The sequence below is a fragment of the Jannaschia rubra genome, from assembly GCF_001403735.1.
Classification (GTDB): domain Bacteria; phylum Pseudomonadota; class Alphaproteobacteria; order Rhodobacterales; family Rhodobacteraceae; genus Jannaschia; species Jannaschia rubra.
In genome coordinates this window covers 100,140-118,504 of record NZ_CXPG01000016.1, presented here as the reverse complement: position 1 = coordinate 118,504, position 18,365 = coordinate 100,140, and the positions used below count along the sequence as shown (strand labels likewise).

Here is an 18,365-nt window from a genome sequence, read left to right as displayed (position 1 = left end):
CCAGCCTGACGGGCCCGTGGCCCCGCCGTTATCGAGGAGGAACGACGACGATGCCCAGTTACACCGCGCCCACGAAGGATATGCAGTTCGTCCTGCACGACCTCCTGCAGGCCAGCACCCAGGACATTCCCGGCTATGACGAGATGGACCGCGACTTCACCGGCGCAGTGCTGGAGGAGGCGGGCAAGCTGGCGCAGGATGTCCTGCACCCCCTGAACGAGGTGGGCGACCGGCAGGGCTGCACGCTGGAGAACGGCGTGGTGAGGACGCCGGAAGGGTTCCGCGCAGCCTTCGACCAGGTGCGCGACGGTGGCTGGACGGCGCTGGATTGCGACCCCGAATACGGCGGCCAGGGCCTGCCCTATCTGATGCAGACCGGCGTGGGCGAAATCCTGTCGGCCGCCAACATGGCCTTCAACATGTATCAGGGCCTGACCCACGGCGCCTATTCCGCGATCCATGTGCATGGAACCAACGCACAGAAGCAGAAGTGGCTGCCGAAGATGGTCACCTGCGAATGGACCGGCACCATGAACCTGACGGAGCCCCATGCGGGGACCGACCTCGGCATGATGCGGACGAAGGCCGAGCCGCAGGACGACGGGACCTATCGCATCACCGGACAGAAGATCTTCATCTCGGCCGGCGATCATGACATGGCCGAGAACATCGTCCATCTGGTGCTGGCCAAGATCACCGGCGCGCCGGAGGGGATCAAGGGCGTGTCGCTGTTCATCGTGCCCAAGATGATCGTGGACGACGATGGCAACATCGGCGCACGCAACGGCGTCTCGGTCGGCAAGATCGAGGAGAAGATGGGCATCCACGGCAACGCCACCTGCGTGATGAACTACGACGGAGCCACCGGCTACCTGCTGGGCGAGGCGCACAAGGGCATGCGGGCCATGTTCACCATGATGAACGAGGCGCGGCTGGGCGTGGGTCTTCAGGGCTACGCGCAGGCCGAGATCGCGTATCAGAACGCGCTGGCCTATGCGATCGACCGGCTTCAGGGGCGCGACGTGACGGGCGCGAAGAACCCCGACGGTCCGGCTGATCCGCTGATCGTGCACCCCGACATCCGTCGCAACCTGATGGACCAGAAGTCCTTCGTCGAAGGCGCGCGGGCCTTCGTCTTCTGGGGCGCCATGATGATCGACCGGGCGCACCGCAACGAGGACAAGGATGCGGACGGCCTGATTTCCCTGCTGACCCCGGTCATCAAGGGGTTCCTGACCGACAAGGGATTCGAGTTCGCGGTCAACGCGCAGCAGGTCTATGGTGGGCACGGCTACATTGAGGAATGGGGCATGTCGCAGTTCGTCCGCGACGCCCGCATCGCCCAGATCTATGAGGGTGCGAACGGGATCCAGGCGCTGGACCTCGTGGGTCGCAAGCTGGCGCAGGACGGCGGCAAGCACGTCATGGCCTTCTTCGAGATGGTCAAGTCCTTCATCAAGGACAACGCCGGGAACGAGGTGCTGGAGGCCGGGTTCCTCGACCCCCTCAAGGCCGCGTCGAAGGACCTGCAGGCGGCGTCGATGTATTTCATGCAGCACGGCATGAAGAACCCGAACGCGGCGCTTTCGGGCAGCTATGACTTCATGCACCTGTTCGGCCATGTCTGCCTGGGCCTGATGTGGGCGCGCATGGCCAAGGCCGCGGGCGAGAAGCTGGCCGAGGATGGCGCCGACCGCGACTTCCTCGAAGCCAAGATCGCCACGGGGCGCTACTACATGGCGCGCCAGCTTCCGGCGACGGCGATGCACCTGGCCCGGATCGAGACCGGACCCGACACCATCATGGCGCTGGAGTCGACGGCCTTCTGAGGGAACGCGAAAGGGATGCTCCATGCCACGACCCCAACGCCTGACGCGCAGGTTTCCCGCGCAGATGAGCGAGGCGGCCTTTCGCCGTCTTCGCAAGTTCGCGACGGACGCGGGGCTGGACGAGAGCGAGGCATTGTCGTTCCTGTTCGAGAACTTCGAGAGCGTGACGCATGAGGACAACCTGAACCACCGCCTGCGCCTTCACCGGGAGATGCTGGCGCGGCGCGAGACGAAGGGCGGTTGAAACGGGGGAGGCTCGACATGACGATCAGACTGCATTGCTTCGGTGAAAGCGGGAACAGCTACAAGGCTGCGCTGGCATTGGAATTGTCGGGCCTCGAATGGGAGCCGGTTTTCGTCGATTTCTTCGGCGGCGCCGCGCGCACGCCCGAATGGCGGTCCGAGAACCCGATGGGCGAGGCGCCGGTGATGATCGACGGCGACATGCGCCTGTCGCAGTCCGGGGCGATCCAGGCCTGGATCACCGAGCGGACCGGTCGGTTCGGCGGCGAGGGAAACGACAGATTCGAGGTTCTGCGCTGGGTTCTGTGGGACAACCACAAGCTGTCGTCCCAAGCGGGCAATACGCGCTTCCTGATGAACTTCCTGCCGCCCGACAAGCGCCCGGCCGAGGTCATCGCCTTCATGCAGGGCCGCCTGCGCGCCGCCTATGACGTGCTGAACCGGCATTTGGAGGGACGCGAGTGGATCGTGGGCGACGGCGTGACCAATGCCGACCTGTCCTGCTGCGGATACCTCTACTACCCCGAACCCTTCGGCTTCGACCGCGCCGACTGGCCCCATATCGACGCCTGGCTGGACCGCATCGCCGCCCTGCCCGGCTGGAAGCACCCATACGACCTGATGCCGGGAAACCCGGCCGACCGGGCCTGACCCGGTCCCGCCACGCAAGGAGATCGCCATGCACGATGCATTCATCTACGACGCCGTCCGCACCCCCCGCGGCAAGGGCCGGCCCGACGGCAGCCTGCACGAGGTGACGGCCACCCGCCTGTCGTCGCAGGTGCTCGACGCGATGAAAGACCGCGCGGGGCTGGAAGGCCACGCGGTCGAGGACGTGATCTGGGGCAACGCCACGCAGGTCGCCGAACAGGGCGGATGCCTTGCGCGCACCGCCGTCCTGGCCAGCGAGTTGGACCAGAGCATCCCCGGCCTGTCGATCAACCGCTTCTGCGCTAGCGGGATGGAGGCCGTGAACCTGGCCGCGAACCAGATCAAGGGCGGCGCGGGCGACGGCTATATCGCCGGCGGCGTGGAATGCATGAGCCGCGTGCCCATGGGCAGCGACGGCGCGGCCATCGCCGTGGACCCGAGCATCGCGATGGAGACCTACTTCGTGCCGCAGGGTATCTCGGCCGACATCATCGCCACCGAATACGGCATCAGCCGCGACGACGCCGATGCCTATGCCGTGGCGAGCCAGAAGCGCGCCAAGCAGGCGTGGGACGAAGGGCGGTTCGACCGCTCCGTCATCACCGTGCGCGACGTGAACGGCCTGCCGATCCTGGAGCGGGACGAATACCTGCGGCCCCAGACCGACATGCAGTCGCTCGGCGCGCTCAACCCCGCGTTTCAGGCGATGGGCGAGGTGATGCCCGGCTTCGACAAGATCGCGCTGATGAAATATCCGCATCTGGAGCGGATCGACCACATCCACCACGCCGGGAATTCGTCGGGCATCGTCGATGGTGCCGCGGGCGTTCTGGTCGGCAGCAAGGCCTTCGGCGAACGCTGGGGTCTGACGCCCCGCGCGCGCATCCGCGCCACCGCCAAGATCGGGACGGACCCGACGATCATGCTGACGGGCCCCGTTCCCGTGACCGAGAAGATCCTGGCCGAAAGCGGCCTTTCCATCGAAGACATCGACCTGTTCGAGGTGAACGAGGCGTTCTCCGCCGTCGTCCTGCGCTTCATGCAGGCGTTCGGCGTCGACCATGACAAGCTCAACGTCAACGGCGGCGCCATCGCCATGGGGCACCCGCTGGGCGCCTCGGGCGCCATCATCATCGGCACCCTGCTCGACGAGATGGAGCGCACCGACAAGCAGCTCGGCCTGGCCACCCTCTGCGTCGCCTCGGGCATGGGCGCCGCGACCATCATCGAACGCGTGTGAGGACCCCTGACATGAGTGATTTCACCCTGACCAAGGATGCCGAGGGCATCGCCACGATCACCTGGGACGTGAAGGGCAAGTCGATGAACGTGCTCAGCCTCGAAGGCTGGGACGATCTGGACGCCTGCGTGACCGACGCGCTGGAGGACGAGGCGGTCAAGGGCATCGTCATCACCTCGGGCAAGGACAGCTTCGCAGGCGGGATGGACCTGAACGTGATCGCCAAGATGAAGGCCAGCGCCGGCGACGACCCGGCGGCGGGCCTGTTCGAAGGGCTGATGCGGTCCCACGCGATCCTGCGCAAGATCGAGCGGGCGGGGATGGACCCGAAGACCCTGAAGGGCGGCAAGCCCGTCGCCTGCGTCCTGCCGGGCACGGCGCTCGGCATCGGTTTCGAGATACCGCTCGCCTGCCACCGCATCTTCGCGGCCGACAACCCCAAGGCCAAGATCGGCTTGCCCGAGATCATGGTCGGCATCTTCCCCGGGATGGGCGGCACTACGCGGCTCGCGCGCAAGCTGGGCGCCATGGGGGCCTCGCCGTTCCTGCTGGAAGGCAAGCTGTCGGACCCGAAGAAGGCCAAGGCCGCCGGCCTGATCGACGAGGTGTCGGACGACCCGGTGGCGGATGCGCGCGCGTGGGTTCTGGCCGCCAAGGACGCCGATATCGTCAAGCCTTGGGACCAGAAGGGTTACAAGATGCCCGGCGGGGCCCCCTATCACCCTGCGGGTTTCATGACCTTCGTGGGCGCCAGCGCCATGGTCAACGGCAAGACGCAAGGCGCGTTCCCCGCGGCCAAGGCGCTTCTGTCGGCGGTCTATGAGGGGGCGCTGGTTCCCTTCGACACCGCGCTCAAGATCGAGGCGCGGTGGTTCACGCATGTGCTGATGAATCCCTCGTCGGAGGCGATGATCCGGTCGCTGTTCATCAGCAAGGAGGCGCTGGAAAAAGGCGCGAACCGTCCCGACGTGCCGGATCAGAAGGTCGCCAAGCTGGGCGTCCTGGGGGCCGGCATGATGGGCGCGGGCATCGCCTATGTCGCGGCGAATGCGGGTATCGAAGTCGTGCTGATCGACCGCGACCGGGCGGCGGCCGACAAGGGCAAGTCCCATGCGGAGGGCATCCTGGACAAGGGCGTCAGCCGCAAGAAGGTGACGCCCGAGAAGAAGGACGAGGTTCTGGGCCGCATCGCCGCGACGACCGATCTCGACGCGCTGAAGGGCTGCGACCTGATCGTCGAGGCCGTGTTCGAGGACATGGGCGTCAAGGCCGAGATGACCAAGGCCGTCGAGGCCATCGTCGGCGACGACTGCATCTTCGCCACCAACACCTCCACCCTGCCGATCACCGAGCTGGCGAAGGCCAGCGTCCGCCCGGAGCAGTTCATCGGCATCCACTTTTTCAGCCCCGTCGACAAGATGCTGCTGGTTGAGATCATCAAGGGGAAGGAGACAGGCGAACGTGCGGTGGCAAAGGCGCTCGATTTCGTGCGTCAGATCCGCAAGACGCCCATCGTGGTGAACGACGCGCGGTTCTTCTATGCCAACCGCTGCATCATTCCCTACATCAACGAGGGCATCCGCATGGTGGCCGAGGGTGTCTCGCCCGCCCTGGTCGAGAACGCGGCCAAGATGCTGGGTTTCCCGCTGGGGCCGATGCAGCTGGTGGACGAGACGTCGATCGACCTCGGCGTGAAGATCGCCAAGGCCACGCGCGCCGCCATGGGCGACGCCTATCCCGACGGCGCGGTGGACGAGGTGCTGTTCGCCTTCGCCGATGCCGGGCGTCTGGGGCGCAAGTCGAATGCGGGCTTCTACGACTACGACGACAAGGGCAAGCGGCAGGGTCTGTGGGCCGAACTGGGCACCCGCTATCCGCTGGCCGAGGATCAGCCCGACCTCCATGATGTTCAGAACCGCCTGATGTTCGCGCAGGTGTTGGAGGCCGTGCGCGCGCTGGAGGACGGTGTGCTGGAGGACATCCGCGAAGGCGACGTCGGCGCGATCCTGGGCTGGGGCTTCGCGCCTTGGTCGGGCGGTCCCTTCAGCTGGCTCGACATCGTGGGTGCCGATTGGGCGACCGAGACCTGCGACGCGCTGGCGGCCACCCACGGCCCCCGGTTCGCCACGCCCGATCTTCTGCGCCGGATGGCCAGCGACGGGGCGACCTTCTACGGCGAACGGGCGGTCAAGGCCGCCTGAGGCGGATCAGAGGCGCAGCGGCGGCTCGCCCGCCGCATGCATCTCGGCAAAGGCGGTGCGGATGATGTCGAGCGCGACATCCTCCGCACGGTCATCGCCCGTGGCGCAGAGGATGCCCTCCGCCTCGATGACGGCGGGGGTGCCCAGCGACAGGCCGTGCCGGCGCAGGTCTGCCAGCGGACGCTCCGTTATCAGGCCGCGGATGCCGACCAGATCGCGCAGGGCGACGCGCACCTGGGCCACGCCGCAGACCCGTTCCACCGTCGACCCCGACAGGACGACCCGCTGCCCCGGCGCGAGCCGCATCGGGCGCGGGTTGCCGAGCGACCCCACCGGCACGCGAACCGGCCAGATCTCGCGCCGGAACGCCCAGTCGGCGCGGGGCACGACCTCTACGCCGACAGCCGTCACCGCCTGCGGGCCCGAAAGCGTCGTCAGGATGTCGCCTTCCGCCAGCGTCTCGACCGCGCGCGGCCCGTCCGGCGTCGCGAGCAGGGTGCCGGGCAGGAACATGGGCGGCGGATCGGACGCGCCCGCGCCCGCCGCGAACCCCGGACGGCTGAAAATGGGGTTGTCGGTCATGCGATTGTGTCTTCCGTTCCGTCCAGGCGTGCGCCGGACATTCGCCTCAGGTGCCATGCATGGCCCGATCGCGGCAGACGGCGACAGACGGGCGCAGATAATCGGCGCCGGTCCGCCGATGCCGGCCAGGCGCGCGTCCGCGTCATGCGGGTTGGGCCGCGTCGCGGCCGCGCAACGCGATCAAGGCGCCTGCCCCCGCGATGAGCGCGAGACCCAGAAGGCCCGAGAGCGACAGGACATCCCGCCAGAGGAGAAAGCCAAAGATCGCCGAGAATCCGAACATCGAATATTCCAGCACCGCCACCTTGGACGCTTCGGCAAGCTGGTAGCCCCGCGTCAGGAGGACGACCGCCCCGAGGCTTCCGATGGCCTGAACGAAGGTCCACCAGAGGACACCCGCATCCGGCGTGACCCATCCCCGGTCCAGAAAGTCCGACCCAGCAGCGCCCGTCGCCGAAATCACCGCGAGCCCACCCAGACCCCAAAGCCCGAGGCAGGCGAAGTTGCCGAGCGCCAGCGTCAGCGCCTGCTCCCCCGCGCACCATTCCCGCGTGGCGATCACGGCCACGGCATAGAACACCCCTGACAGGACCGGCACCAGTGACAGGACCGACAGGTTCGCCGGGTCGGGCGACAGCACCAGGATCACGCCGGCGAAACCGACCAGCGCGGCGGCGACGCGAACAGGACCGATCCGCAGGCCGAACAGGCCGAACGACAGGACCATCACCCAGATCGGGGCGGAGAACAGGCCCGACGCCGCCTGCGCCACCGGCAGGAACCCGAGGGCGCCGAAGTAGACCAGCATGCCCGTGGACATCACGAGCGACCGGCCGATGACCCCGCGCCAGTTCAAGACGCGCAATCGCCCGCCCGACAGGATCAGCCAGCCCGCGGCAAGGGCGAAGATCATCGCTGTGCGGAGTGCATGGAACGTCCAGAGGCTGCTTTCCACGGCGATCAGTCGGACGAACTGGTCGATGAAGCCCAGCACGGCCACGCCGCCAAGCACCGACATCGTCGCCGCAAGGGGTCTGTTCCGCATGTGCCCTTGTCCTCCCCCCGTCGGTCACGCCACTATTGCGTGCGAAACAGGGCGCAGGCAACGCTCCGGACGAAAGGGATGGAAACATGGGCTGGCTGTCGGACGAAACCGGACTGGACCGTTGCGCCGCGAACCACGTGGCGCTGACGCCTCTGTCGCATCTGAACCGGGCGGCGCTGATCTGGCCCAGGCGGGAGGCTCTGGTCGATGGCCCCCGCCGCTGGACCTATGCCGAATACCGCGAACGGGTGACGCGGCACGCCTCCATGTTGCATCGCTTGGGCATCCGCCCGGGCGAGGTGGTGTCGACCATCCTGCCCAACGTGTCGGCGCAGGTCGAGGCGGGGTTCGGCGTGCCCGCCTGCGGCGCGGTCCTCAACACCATCAACATCAGGCTCGATGCGGACACCGTTTCCTATATCCTGGGCCACGGAGGCGCGAAGGTGCTTCTGGCCGACACGCAATTCCTGCCGCTGGCCGAGGAAGCCTGCGCCGCGATGGAGGACCCGCCGCTGATCGTCGAGGTGGGCGATCCGGACGCGGGTCATCCGCCCACCGGGCGGCACCCGGTCTACGAAGACCTGATGGCCGAGGCCGACCCCACCTTCGCCTGGCACATGCCGCAGGACGAATGGGAGAGCCTCGCGCTCAACTATACCTCCGGCACGACAGGGCGGCCCAAGGGCGTCGTCTGTCATCACCGGGGCGCCTATCTGGTGACGATGGGCACGGTCATCAGCTGGCGCATGACGCTCTATCCTCGCGTTCTGTCGGTGGTGCCGCTGTTTCATTGCAACGGGTGGTGCCATGCTTGGATGACGCCTCTGGTCGGCGGCACCATCGTCTGCCTGCGCGACGTGACCGCCGCCGCCATCTTCGATGCGTTGGCGGATGAGGGCGTGACCCATTTCGGCGGCGCGCCCATCGTTCTCAACATGCTGGTCAACGCGACCGCCCCGCGGCCCTTCGACCAGCACGTCGAGGTCTATACCGCCGGCGCCCCACCCTCCTCGGCCACGCTGGCGCGGATGGAGGCGATGGGCTTCAACGTCAGCCACGTCTACGGCCTGACCGAGACCTTCGGCCATGTGGTCGAGAACGTCTGGCAGCCGGGCGACTGGGACACGCTGCCCGGCGACGAAAGGGCCACGTTGAAGTCCCGGCAGGGGGTCGGCTATCCGATGATGGAGGGGATCGACGTCTTCGACGAAGGCGACGTTCCGGTTCCGGCCGACGGCGAGACGCAGGGCGAGATCGTGATGCGCGGCAATGCGGTGATGAAGGGCTATTACCGGAACCCCGAGGCGACGGCCGAAGCCTTCGCCGGCGGCTGGTTCCGCACCGGCGATCTGGGCGTGCGCCATGCCGACGGCTACGTCCAGATCCGCGACCGGGCGAAGGACATCATCATTTCGGGCGGTGAGAACGTGAGTTCGGTGGAAGTCGAAAACGTGCTGATGCACCACGATGCCGTTTCGCTCTGCGCAGTCGTCGCCCGGCCTGACGACCGCTGGGGCGAAGTGCCCTGCGCCTTCGTCGAATTGCGCGACGGCGCGACGGCGACGGAGGAGGAGATCATCGCCTTCGCCCGCGCGCGTCTTGCCGGGTTCAAGACGCCCAAGGCGGTGGTCTTCGGCCCGCTGCCCAAGACCTCCACGGGCAAGATCCAGAAATTCACGTTGCGCGACAGGGCACGCGAGGCCGCCAAGGCGTGACGGCGCTCGACGGTATCGAACGGTTCGAGACGTCGGGTCTCTGGCGCGCGGACGGGGCGGCCGCGCGGCGCAACGTCTATGTCTCGATCGGAGAAGCTGAGCTGGTCGTGCAGGACCGGGAGGGCACGGCGCTGAGCCATTGGTCCCTGCCCGCACTGGTGCGCCTGAACCCGCGGGTCATGCCCGCGCGCTACGCCCCGAATGCCGGCGCCGACGAGGAGCTGGAGATCGACGAGCCCGAGATGGTCGCCGCGCTGGACCGTCTGGTCGCGGCGGTCGAGAAAGGGCGCCGCCGCCCCGGATCGCTGCGCCGCCTGCTGACGGGGCTGGTGCTGGGCTTCGCAGTCGGGTTGCTGGTCATGTGGTTGCCGGGCGCGTTGCGCCGCCAAGCCGAGGCGATCATCCCCGCGTCGCAGCGCGCCGAGATCGGGGCCCGGATGCTCGGTCGCATGACCGCGCTGACGGGGCCGCCTTGCGGCACGCTGACCGGATCGGAGGCGCTGGCGCGGCTCAAGACTCGCCTGCTGCCCGCGACGCCCGCGGACCTCGTCATCCTGCGCGACCTGCCGCAACCGGCGCTTGCGCTCCCCGGCGGCCTGATCGTCGTTTCGGACGCCGTGCTGGTGGAGCAGGACGACCCCAACGTCGCCGCCGGACACATCCTGTCGGCTGCGCTGGCGGCCCGCGCCGAGCCGCCCTTGGCGCGATTCCTCGACGAAGCGGGATTCTTTCGGATCGCATCGTTGATGGCGCGCGGGGACGTGCCGGGCTCGACCATCGACCGCCATGTCGACAAGCTGCTGGCGAACGGCCACTCGCGTCTGCCCGACGACACGCTCCGCTCCGGCTTCGACGCCGCCCGCCTGGCCTGGACGCCTTGGGCCGAGGCGGTAGGCCTGCCACCGGGCGAAACGCTGCCATCCGACATGCCGCCGGCGCTGGACGACACTTCGTGGCAGGCGCTGCGCGAGATCTGCAGCGGCTGACCCGATGGGAGGCGTCAGCGCGCCGTCTTCTCCACCTCCTCCATGGCGAAGAAGTCATCAGGCGCGACCTCCCCCTGCCACACCCTATCGGGCAGGCAGTCCGGCCCCGCCAGAAACACGTTGCCGCTGAAGTGCGCGTGGAGGCGGGACAGGCGCTCCATCCAGGGAGAGGTGATCTCGGCGTAGAAGTCGCCGAAGGCCTCGCTCGTCCGGAGCGCCGCGATCCGGGCGCGGTGCGCGGCGACGCAGGCGTTGTGCTGGGCGGCCACCCCCGGCAAGGCGCGAAGCCGGGCAAGCTCCGCCTCCAGCGCGGGCAACATCCGCTGGATCGACGTATCGTGTTCCGCGTTGTTGTTCATGCGGAACCAGTAGCCCAGGCCCTGGTCGCGCGCGACATGGTTTACCCGACCCCTGTCGCGCTTGACGAGAAAGCTCTCGGCGTCGCGCACGGCATAGTGGTTCAGCGTCACCAGGTCATAGCCATAGGTATCGTTCGTCGACCGCCAGCCGTTTCGCAGCATCGTCCGGGGCATCGGCTTGCCGGAGCCGTTGACCCAGCGGATCTGTTGCCAAAGGTCCGGCCTCAGCCCCTTCGGACGATGCACCCCCATCTTGCGATAGATACCCATGTTGCGGAACAGGGTCTTGAAACCCCAGGCCTGATGCGGCTTGCGCGTCTTGTGCGGCGCGCAACGGTCGAACCGGGCGATGGTGGGCACGTCCTCGAACCCGTGCAGGTCTGAATTGCCGAACAGGCGCCATGTGGCCGAGATCATGTTCGCGTCGCCCACTGCGGCATAGAGGTCGCGAAGGTGCCCGGCGCCTGCGTGGATGTTCAGAAACTCGTCCACGTCCATGCAGATGGCCCAGCCGGCCCGGTCCAGGATCGCCTCGCCCTCCGCCGCCTCCAACGCGGCGTTCTGTGGTTTCAGGTCCATTTCCCGGAACGGATTTTGACGGTGCGCCACGATGCCGTGGTCCTGCAGCAGGTCCAGCAGGCGGTCCGTGCCGTCGGTGCAATCGTTGCTGTAGACCAGGAAATCGTCCACACCGATCGCACGGTGATAGGCGATCCATTCCAAGATGAACGGCCCCTCGTTCTTCATGCAGGTCACGACTGCCGTCCGGCCGGGCAACGATGCCGCAAGCCCCCGGGCGACGGGGACCTCGGACACCGGCGGCAGGACGGGGTCATGCCCGAATGCCGTTCGCGCGAGCGACAGGAGCGTGTCATCGAGCACCAGCCCCGCCCTTGCGGCGAGCGGCTGACCTTCGCCTTCGGTCATGCGGACAGCCATCGCGCGATGGAAGTGGGCCGTGTCACGGGGACCTGGTTTCAGCTTGCCGACGCGGAGCATCCGGAACGGCTCCGTCTCGGGGATGCGACCGGGGGCTGCGACCCACCGACGATTGCTTTCGGGCTTGTCGAACTGGTCGCAGACGTGGTCGCCGAAGGTCGCCGGCTGACCCTTGCGGACGCGCCAGGGATAGATGCGCCCGCCGGATAGCGTGATCACGCCCGTCTTGGCCGCGTCGATCAGGTCGAAGGCCCTGCGGCCCAGCGGGGCCGGCGCCAGCAGGTCGCAGACGTCGATGAACGCCACCGCCCGCGCCGCGGTCAGGAACCGCCAGCGCAGCGCTTCCAGCACGATCGTCTGTTCGACCGGAGACGTCCACGGGTCGGATTCGGGCGTCGTCATCCGACCTTTGCCGGGCGCGTCGGGCGCATGGACGGGATGCCGTTCGCTGGGGCGTAGACCGCCCAACGGCAGGGGGCAGGTGACGATGACGACGCGGTGCAACCCCGGAATGGGCCTGTCGGCCAGCACCGCGTTCAGAACGGGGGCGAGCGCAGGCTCCCCCGGTCGCGCGCGGTCGAGGATCAGGATTGCATCGACCCCCTGCATTTCCGCATGGAACCGCATCCAGTCGTGCAGGTTGGCGATGCTCTCGCCGTTGCGGATGCCCATGAGAACGTTGGCCCCGACGAAAAGCTCCGGCTCCGGTGCCGATACGGTCACCTCCGCCGTGCAGCCCGTCAGCGGCAGCGGCGCCCTGTCGCCCCCATCCCAGCGGCACGTCACCCGGAGCGAGCCGTTCACGTCCACGACGTCATGGGGCAAGACATCCGCATCGGCGCGAAGCCGGGCCGGATCGGTCCCCTTGGCCAGGAACAGCCGCAGCCCCTCGGCGTCGCCTACGGCATCGAGCACGGTGACATCACCGTGAACCGCTGCGTTCATCGTTCGCGTTTCGATCATATCCGCACCTTTTTCCCTCGAGTAGAGGGTAACGAGGTGCCGGCCAAGACCCGGCGCGGTCGGTCGGCCGTCGGTGGCCGAAACCGGCACACCGTGCCGGCGGACATCCTCCGGAGTGATCCTGAGCCGAAGCCTGTCGGTCGTCGCCCGCCCATGGATCGTCGACGAAGCCGAGCAAAACGAACGGTCGTTCATGTCCCTTCTGACGGAACATTCCGGTCGATACGCCGTCCATTTGCGAAGATAACACGACAATACGGCGACAATTTCGGCCTGAACGCGCAATTTTAGGGCCTGATCGCGCCGCATGTTCGGGTTACGCTACTTGGAACCGTTGCAAGAGGATTCCCATGGCAGATTCCCGACCCATGCCCCCCGCCGATCATCGTGCGGTCCTGGCCGACGCGGCGGGCGACTTGGGCTTTCTGCGTCAGCTCGGTGATGACCACCTTGTCCTGCACCGCCCGGCCGCGGCTGCGAACATCCTCATCGTGACGTTCGAGATGCTGGACGTGACCCGTGCCAGGGACGGCGGCCTACCCCTGTCGACAGGCCTCGCAAGGGAGCGTGGCTGGGCGACCCTCGACGTCCTGGCCGAAGGACGGACATGGTTCCGCGACGAGGCGGTCATCGATTTCTTCGATGGCCTTACCTACGACGGCTTCTTCGACGATTTCGACAGCGTGATCTTCGTGGGCGGCGGCATGGGGGCCTACGGTGCCGCTGCGTTCAGCGTCTCTGCGCCGGGGGCGACCGTGTTCCTCATGCAGCCCTATGCGACGCTGGCCCGCGACGTGACGCCTTGGGAGCGGCGGTTCCGCTCCGCCTGGTCGCTGCCGTTCGGGCCGCGCTACGGCAACGCCGCGCGCATGATCGACGCGGCACGGCGGGTCTATGTCGTGACCGACCCGACCGAGGTCGCCGACGCGATGCACGCCAGCCTGTTCAACGCGGATCACGTCGTCCGCCTTCCCGCGCCCCATGCCGGGTCGGACATCCAGCGCCGGATCGAAAGCACCGGCGCCCTCGGACGACTCATCGTCGAAGCCGAGACCGGAACGCTCGACCCCGCACGTTTCGCCCGGATATGGCGGACGAGGCGGCAGGACGCGACCTGGGTGCGCGGACTGATGCGCAAGGTCGAAAGGATGGACCGACCGTTCCTGTCGGCCCTCGTCGCCGGGCACATGGTTCGGCAGGGCGGCTTTCCGGCTGCGCATCGCAGGCTGAATGCCGCCTTGTCGCAACTGTCGGCGGAAGGGCGAGCGGCGCCGGCGCACCTGCATCCCACGCCACCTCCCGACAATCCTCGCCCTTTGCTCGCCGGGGAATGACTTCGGCTCAGGCCGCCGGCGCGGGGGGCAACGTCTCGAACCGCACGTCGGGTCCGAAGGCCGACGTGAAGAGGCGGCGAATGCCGTCGACGTCTGTTACCAGAACCTCGGCCCGGGGGCCGGTTCCGGCCGTCGGCGTCTCGATCGTGTAACGCTGACCTTCCACGCCCTGCTTCAGCACAACGGTATAGGGCAGCTGATAGCCGCAGCCGGTCGTGATGCCGGACCAGCCGCCGGGTTCGTTTTCCGGGCGCTCTCCGACGCAGCGGGCACCGTCCGACAGGCGGATCGTCACCCGGTCAGGGCGCGCCTTGACGCCGACCACCCGCACCTCGGCCGACGGCGGGGCGTCACCCGTGCGCGGCGTGCCATCGTCGAGCGCGGTTTCGATGGCTTGGCACGCACCGAGCGCGAAGGGCAGAAGAAGGACGGCGAAACGCATATGGACCTCTCAAGTCGGATCAAAGCGGCCAGATGAACGGGATCAGGGCCGACGAGACGATCGCGACGACGATGTTCATGCCGAATCCGACTCGCAGGAAATCGGTAAACCGATAGCCGCCCGGACCATAGACCAACATGTTCGTCTGATACCCGATGGGTGTCGAAAAGGCACAGCTTGCAGCGACCATGACCGCGACCACCAGCGGCCGCGGGTCGACCCCAAGGGCCTGGGCGAGTGCGATTGCGACGGGCGTGACGACGACGGCGATGGCATTGTTGCTGACCAGTTCGGTCAGCGTCGTCGTCAGCAGGAAGATCGCAAGGACGAGAAGGGGCGCCGGGAGGTCGGTCAGCCAAGGCGCCACCGCGTCGACGATCATGGTGACGGCGCCCGACGCCTCCAGCGCGGCGCCGACGGCGAGCATGGCGAAGATCATCGCCAGAAGGCGCCCGTCGACGAAGCCGAATGCCTCATCCGCGTCCACCGACCGGGTCAGCAGGACGACCACCGCAGCGATCACCGCGAGTGCCAGGATGGGGGCGAGGTCCAGCGCGGAGAGGATGACGATGCCCGCCACGGCGACGAGCGGCACCCAGCTGCGTTCGCGCCGGAAGGCTTGGTCGCGGGGTTGGTTGACCTCGACCAGGTTCATGTCCTGCGACAGGCGGTGGATGTCCTCGGCCGATCCTTCCAGCAGCAGCGTATCGCCGACGCGGACCACCACGCTGTCGAGTTGGCTCGACACGTTGCGATCGCGCCGGTGCATCGCCAGCGTGTAGACGCCGTAGCGCCGCCGCAGCCGCATCGAGCCCAGCCGCTGCCCGACCATGCGCGCGTCGGGGGTGATGAGGACCTCGACCGTCGTGGTCTCGACCGCGCCGACCTGATCGAGGCGCTTGAGATCCTTGTTGCGCTGAAGCGTCAGCAGTTCCGCGATCTCGGTCCGCAGGATCACCCGGTCGCCCACCTGTAGCGACACGTCCTTGAGGTTGCGGCGCAGCGAGGTGTCGCCGCGCACCACGTCGATCAGGCGCACGCCTTCGCGCTGGAACAGTTGAACGTCAGTCGGGACGCGGCCGATCAGGTTGGAGTCGGGCGGAATGACCGCCTCGGCGAAGAACTTGGCCGCCTTCCGGCCGCCCAGCATCGCAGCCATCGATGTCCGGTCGGGCAGCAGGTGGCGGCCGAAAAGATAGAGATAGGCCATGCCCGCGATCGCCACGGGAATGGCCAACGGCGTCACCTCGAAGATGGAAAAGGGCTCCAGCCCCCTCGTCCGCGCCACGCCATCGACCAGAAGGTTCGTGGACGTCCCGATCAGGGTCAGCGTGCCGCCAAGAATCGACGCATAGGACAGCGGGATCAACAGCTTGGAGGGCGCCACCTTCATCGCACCCGCCAATTGCACGAAGACCGGGATCATGACGACGACGACGGGCGTGTTCGCCACGAAGGCCGAGGCGATCAGCACGAACATCATCAGAAGCCCGATCGCGAGCTTCGGCCGCGGCCCCACCTGCCCTTCGGCAAGCCGCGTGAACCAGTCGAGCGCGCCGGTCCTGACCAGAGCGCCCATCAACAGGAACATCGCGGCGATGGTCCAGGGGGCGGGGTTGGACAGGACCTCCAGCCCCGCATCGTAGGGCAGGATGCCCGCCACCAGCAGGAAGGCCGCGCCGCCCATGGCGACCACCTCGGTGGGATAGGTCTCGCGCACGAACAGCGCCAGCATGACGGCCAGGGTCATCAACGTGACCCAGGCCTCGACCGGTTGCGACAGGTCGATCCAGGTCACTTCGGGCCGCTCTGCGACAGGCGGCCGCCGACGCGGACCTGCATGACCTCGCGGGCGAGCCCGGTGGCGTCGTCCGTCTCGGTGAACAGACCGCAAAGCGTCGCCTCGCCGCCGGCAGGCTCGAACCGCTCCCGCGCCATGCCGGTCACGAAACGGCGCAGGGGTTCGGCCTTGTCCATGCCGATGACGCTGTCGTAGTCGCCGCACATGCCTGCGTCGGACTGGAACGCCGTGCCGCGCGGCAGGATGCAGGCATCTGCCGTGGGCACATGGGTATGGGTGCCCACGACGACCGACGCGCGACCGTCGCAAAAGTGCCCCATAGCCATCTTTTCCGACGTTGCCTCGCAATGCACATCCACCAGCGTGGCCTGCACCGCGCGCCCGAGGGGATGCGCCTTGAGCACCGGTTCGATGGCGGAGAACGGATCGTCGTAAGTGCGCGACATGAACACCTGCCCGAGCACCTGCGCCACCAGCAGCTTGCGCCCCGCCACGTCGAACACCCGCCAGCCTCGCCCCGGCGCGGACTTGGCGTAATTGATCGGGCGCAGGATGCGGGGGTCCGCCTCGACCCCCTGCATCATGTCCTTCTGGTCGAAGGCATGGTCCCCCAGCGTGACGACATCGGCGCCCGCCTCGAACAGGGCCCTGGCCTGCGCCGCGTTGAGCCCGCGCCCCGAGGAGGCGTTCTCGCCGTTCACCACGACGGCATCCAGGCGCCAGTCCGTGCGCAGGCCGGGCAGACGCTCGGCCACCGCCCGTCGCCCTGCCCGCCCCATCACGTCACCGAGGAAGAGTATCCGCATGCCATCGGGTTACGCGCAGTCCGAAGGGCGCGCAACGGGCGTTGCGCCACCGGCCGCGGAAACGGCGCCTAAGCTCAGCCCTTGACCGCCCCAGCCGTCAGGCCCGACACGATCTGGCGCTGGAAGATCATGACGAGCAGGAACAACGGCGCCGTGATGCTGACGGCGGCGGCGATGGCCTCGACCTGGTCGGTGGTCGTCGTCTCGCGGTTGAAATAGCCCACGATGGCCGGAACCATCGTCTGGTTCGACGCATCGAGCAGGAGGGACGCCACGAGGAAGTCGTTGTAGGCCAGAAGGAAGCTGAACAGCCCCGTGGTTATGACGCCCGGCCACATGACCGGCATGATGACCCAGCGGAATGCCTGAAAGTGGGTGCAGCCATCGACGCGGGCGGATTCATCGAGATCGACGGGAATGCTCTGGAAGAACGAGCGCAGCATCCAGATGGTGAACGGCTGGTTGATCGATACCAGCACGGCGATCACGGCCAGCGGCTGTCCGTAGAGCGTCGGAGCGTTGTCACCCAGGATAGGCCGCAGGATCTCGGCCGAGTTGATGAACACCGGCAGATAGCCCGCAACCAGCACCGAATGCGGCAGCGCGCGGAAGATCAGCGCGATGATCAGGATCCAGAACGCCAGCGTCGAGCCGGAGCGCGCGAGGCCGTAACCCGCCAGCGTCCCCACGGTCAGCGACACGGTGACCACGCCGAACGTCACGATCATCGAGTTCTGGAGGTTCTCGTAGAAGGCGTTGTCGATCCAGACGGATTCGTAGTGCTGCGTCGTGAGGCCCAGCACCGGCCGGCCCAGCGGCCCGAGCGACGCGTTGAGAGGCTCCGCGACCCATGGGACGATGACGAAGAACCCGATGATGAACAGGAGCGCGAAGCCCAGGGCGATCACGGCCCAGCTGAAGATGCGCTGCAAGGTGCCCTCGCCGGCCGCCATCGGCACGAGCCACCGCGTCCCGGCCTTGATCGACAGCCAGATCACCGCGACCCCCAGGACGATGTCCACCACCGACAGCCCGTGTCCGTCGGACAGGGTGCGCGGCCCCCGCAGCACGTCCCACGCCGAGGCCGAGAAGGCGTCGACCGGCGACTTGAACGACATGGCCAGGATCCAGACCAGCGGGAACGCCGCGAGGATCAGCCAGAACAGCAGGAACAGGTTCGACGCCAGCTTCAGCGACGGCGGCTGCCGCATGGCCTGTGGTATCGACAT

At 67.5% G+C, this 18,365-nt stretch carries 15 protein-coding genes; 8 read left to right on the top strand and 7 right to left on the bottom strand.

Going from position 1 to position 18,365, the window contains the following annotated elements; all coding sequences use genetic code 11:
• Positions 1-50: 50 nt before the first annotated feature.
• The 5 genes from JAN5088_RS08405 to JAN5088_RS08385 are packed head-to-tail and all read left to right on the top strand — an operon-like array spanning position 51 to position 6,164.
• Positions 51-1,829, top strand: coding sequence for an acyl-CoA dehydrogenase C-terminal domain-containing protein (locus tag JAN5088_RS08405; RefSeq protein WP_055682378.1), 1,779 nt, complete (start codon positions 51-53; stop codon positions 1,827-1,829).
• A gap of 22 nt (positions 1,830-1,851) precedes the next feature.
• Positions 1,852-2,073, top strand: coding sequence for a hypothetical protein (locus JAN5088_RS08400; protein WP_055682377.1), 222 nt, complete (start codon positions 1,852-1,854; stop codon positions 2,071-2,073).
• A gap of 17 nt (positions 2,074-2,090) precedes the next feature.
• Positions 2,091-2,723, top strand: a complete 633-nt coding sequence (locus JAN5088_RS08395; RefSeq protein ID WP_055682376.1) for a glutathione S-transferase family protein — start codon at positions 2,091-2,093, stop codon at positions 2,721-2,723.
• A gap of 28 nt (positions 2,724-2,751) precedes the next feature.
• The gene (locus JAN5088_RS08390) at positions 2,752-3,963 is read left to right on the top strand and encodes an acetyl-CoA C-acetyltransferase (RefSeq protein WP_055682375.1); all 1,212 of its coding nucleotides are present in this window, start codon (positions 2,752-2,754) and stop codon (positions 3,961-3,963) included.
• An 11-nt stretch (positions 3,964-3,974) separates the two neighbouring features.
• Positions 3,975-6,164 carry an FAD-dependent oxidoreductase gene (locus JAN5088_RS08385; RefSeq protein ID WP_055682374.1) on the top strand — a complete coding sequence of 730 codons (2,190 nt, stop codon included), beginning with the start codon at positions 3,975-3,977 and terminating at the stop codon, positions 6,162-6,164.
• Between the two features lie 6 nt (positions 6,165-6,170).
• Here JAN5088_RS08385 and JAN5088_RS08380 read toward each other — a convergent pair whose 3' ends face one another.
• Together JAN5088_RS08380 and JAN5088_RS08375 are read right to left on the bottom strand one after the other, a co-directional pair.
• Positions 6,171-6,746, bottom strand: coding sequence for a Hint domain-containing protein (locus tag JAN5088_RS08380; RefSeq protein ID WP_055682373.1), 576 nt, complete (start codon positions 6,744-6,746; stop codon positions 6,171-6,173).
• A 142-nt stretch (positions 6,747-6,888) separates the two neighbouring features.
• Positions 6,889-7,791, bottom strand: a complete 903-nt coding sequence (locus tag JAN5088_RS08375; protein ID WP_055682372.1) for a DMT family transporter — start codon at positions 7,789-7,791, stop codon at positions 6,889-6,891.
• Between the two features lie 86 nt (positions 7,792-7,877).
• On the opposite strand from JAN5088_RS08375, the gene JAN5088_RS08370 reads away from it, so the two are divergent.
• Both JAN5088_RS08370 and JAN5088_RS08365 read left to right on the top strand, forming a co-directional pair.
• The gene (locus JAN5088_RS08370; protein ID WP_055682371.1) at positions 7,878-9,506 is read left to right on the top strand and encodes an AMP-binding protein; all 1,629 of its coding nucleotides are present in this window, start codon (positions 7,878-7,880) and stop codon (positions 9,504-9,506) included.
• Positions 9,503-10,492 (top strand): M48 family metalloprotease, encoded by a 990-nt coding sequence (locus JAN5088_RS08365; protein WP_055682370.1) that lies wholly within the window; start codon positions 9,503-9,505, stop codon positions 10,490-10,492. Before JAN5088_RS08370 ends, JAN5088_RS08365 begins: the two co-directional genes overlap by 4 nt.
• Positions 10,493-10,506: 14 nt before the next feature.
• On the opposite strand, the gene JAN5088_RS18250 is transcribed toward JAN5088_RS08365, so the two are convergent.
• Positions 10,507-12,735 (bottom strand): glycosyltransferase family 2 protein, encoded by a 2,229-nt coding sequence (locus JAN5088_RS18250; protein ID WP_082429899.1) that lies wholly within the window; start codon positions 12,733-12,735, stop codon positions 10,507-10,509.
• A gap of 368 nt (positions 12,736-13,103) precedes the next feature.
• Here JAN5088_RS18250 and JAN5088_RS08355 point away from each other — a divergent pair, with 368 nt between their 5' ends.
• Complete coding sequence (locus JAN5088_RS08355; RefSeq protein ID WP_143114724.1) at positions 13,104-14,087, top strand: phosphoadenosine phosphosulfate reductase; 984 nt, start codon at positions 13,104-13,106, stop codon at positions 14,085-14,087.
• A 7-nt stretch (positions 14,088-14,094) separates the two neighbouring features.
• On the opposite strand, the gene JAN5088_RS08350 is transcribed toward JAN5088_RS08355, so the two are convergent.
• From JAN5088_RS08350 to JAN5088_RS08335, 4 genes are all read right to left on the bottom strand, one after another.
• Positions 14,095-14,529 (bottom strand): hypothetical protein, encoded by a 435-nt coding sequence (locus tag JAN5088_RS08350; protein ID WP_055682368.1) that lies wholly within the window; start codon positions 14,527-14,529, stop codon positions 14,095-14,097.
• 19 nt (positions 14,530-14,548) lie between these two features.
• Complete coding sequence (locus tag JAN5088_RS08345) at positions 14,549-16,327, bottom strand: SLC13 family permease (protein ID WP_055682367.1); 1,779 nt, start codon at positions 16,325-16,327, stop codon at positions 14,549-14,551.
• Positions 16,324-17,136 (bottom strand): TIGR00282 family metallophosphoesterase, encoded by an 813-nt coding sequence (locus tag JAN5088_RS08340; RefSeq protein WP_055682366.1) that lies wholly within the window; start codon positions 17,134-17,136, stop codon positions 16,324-16,326. The genes JAN5088_RS08345 and JAN5088_RS08340 overlap by 4 nt, the downstream gene beginning before the upstream one ends.
• A 74-nt stretch (positions 17,137-17,210) precedes the next feature.
• Positions 17,211-18,365 (bottom strand): carbohydrate ABC transporter permease, encoded by a 1,155-nt coding sequence (locus JAN5088_RS08335; protein ID WP_055682365.1) that lies wholly within the window; start codon positions 18,363-18,365, stop codon positions 17,211-17,213.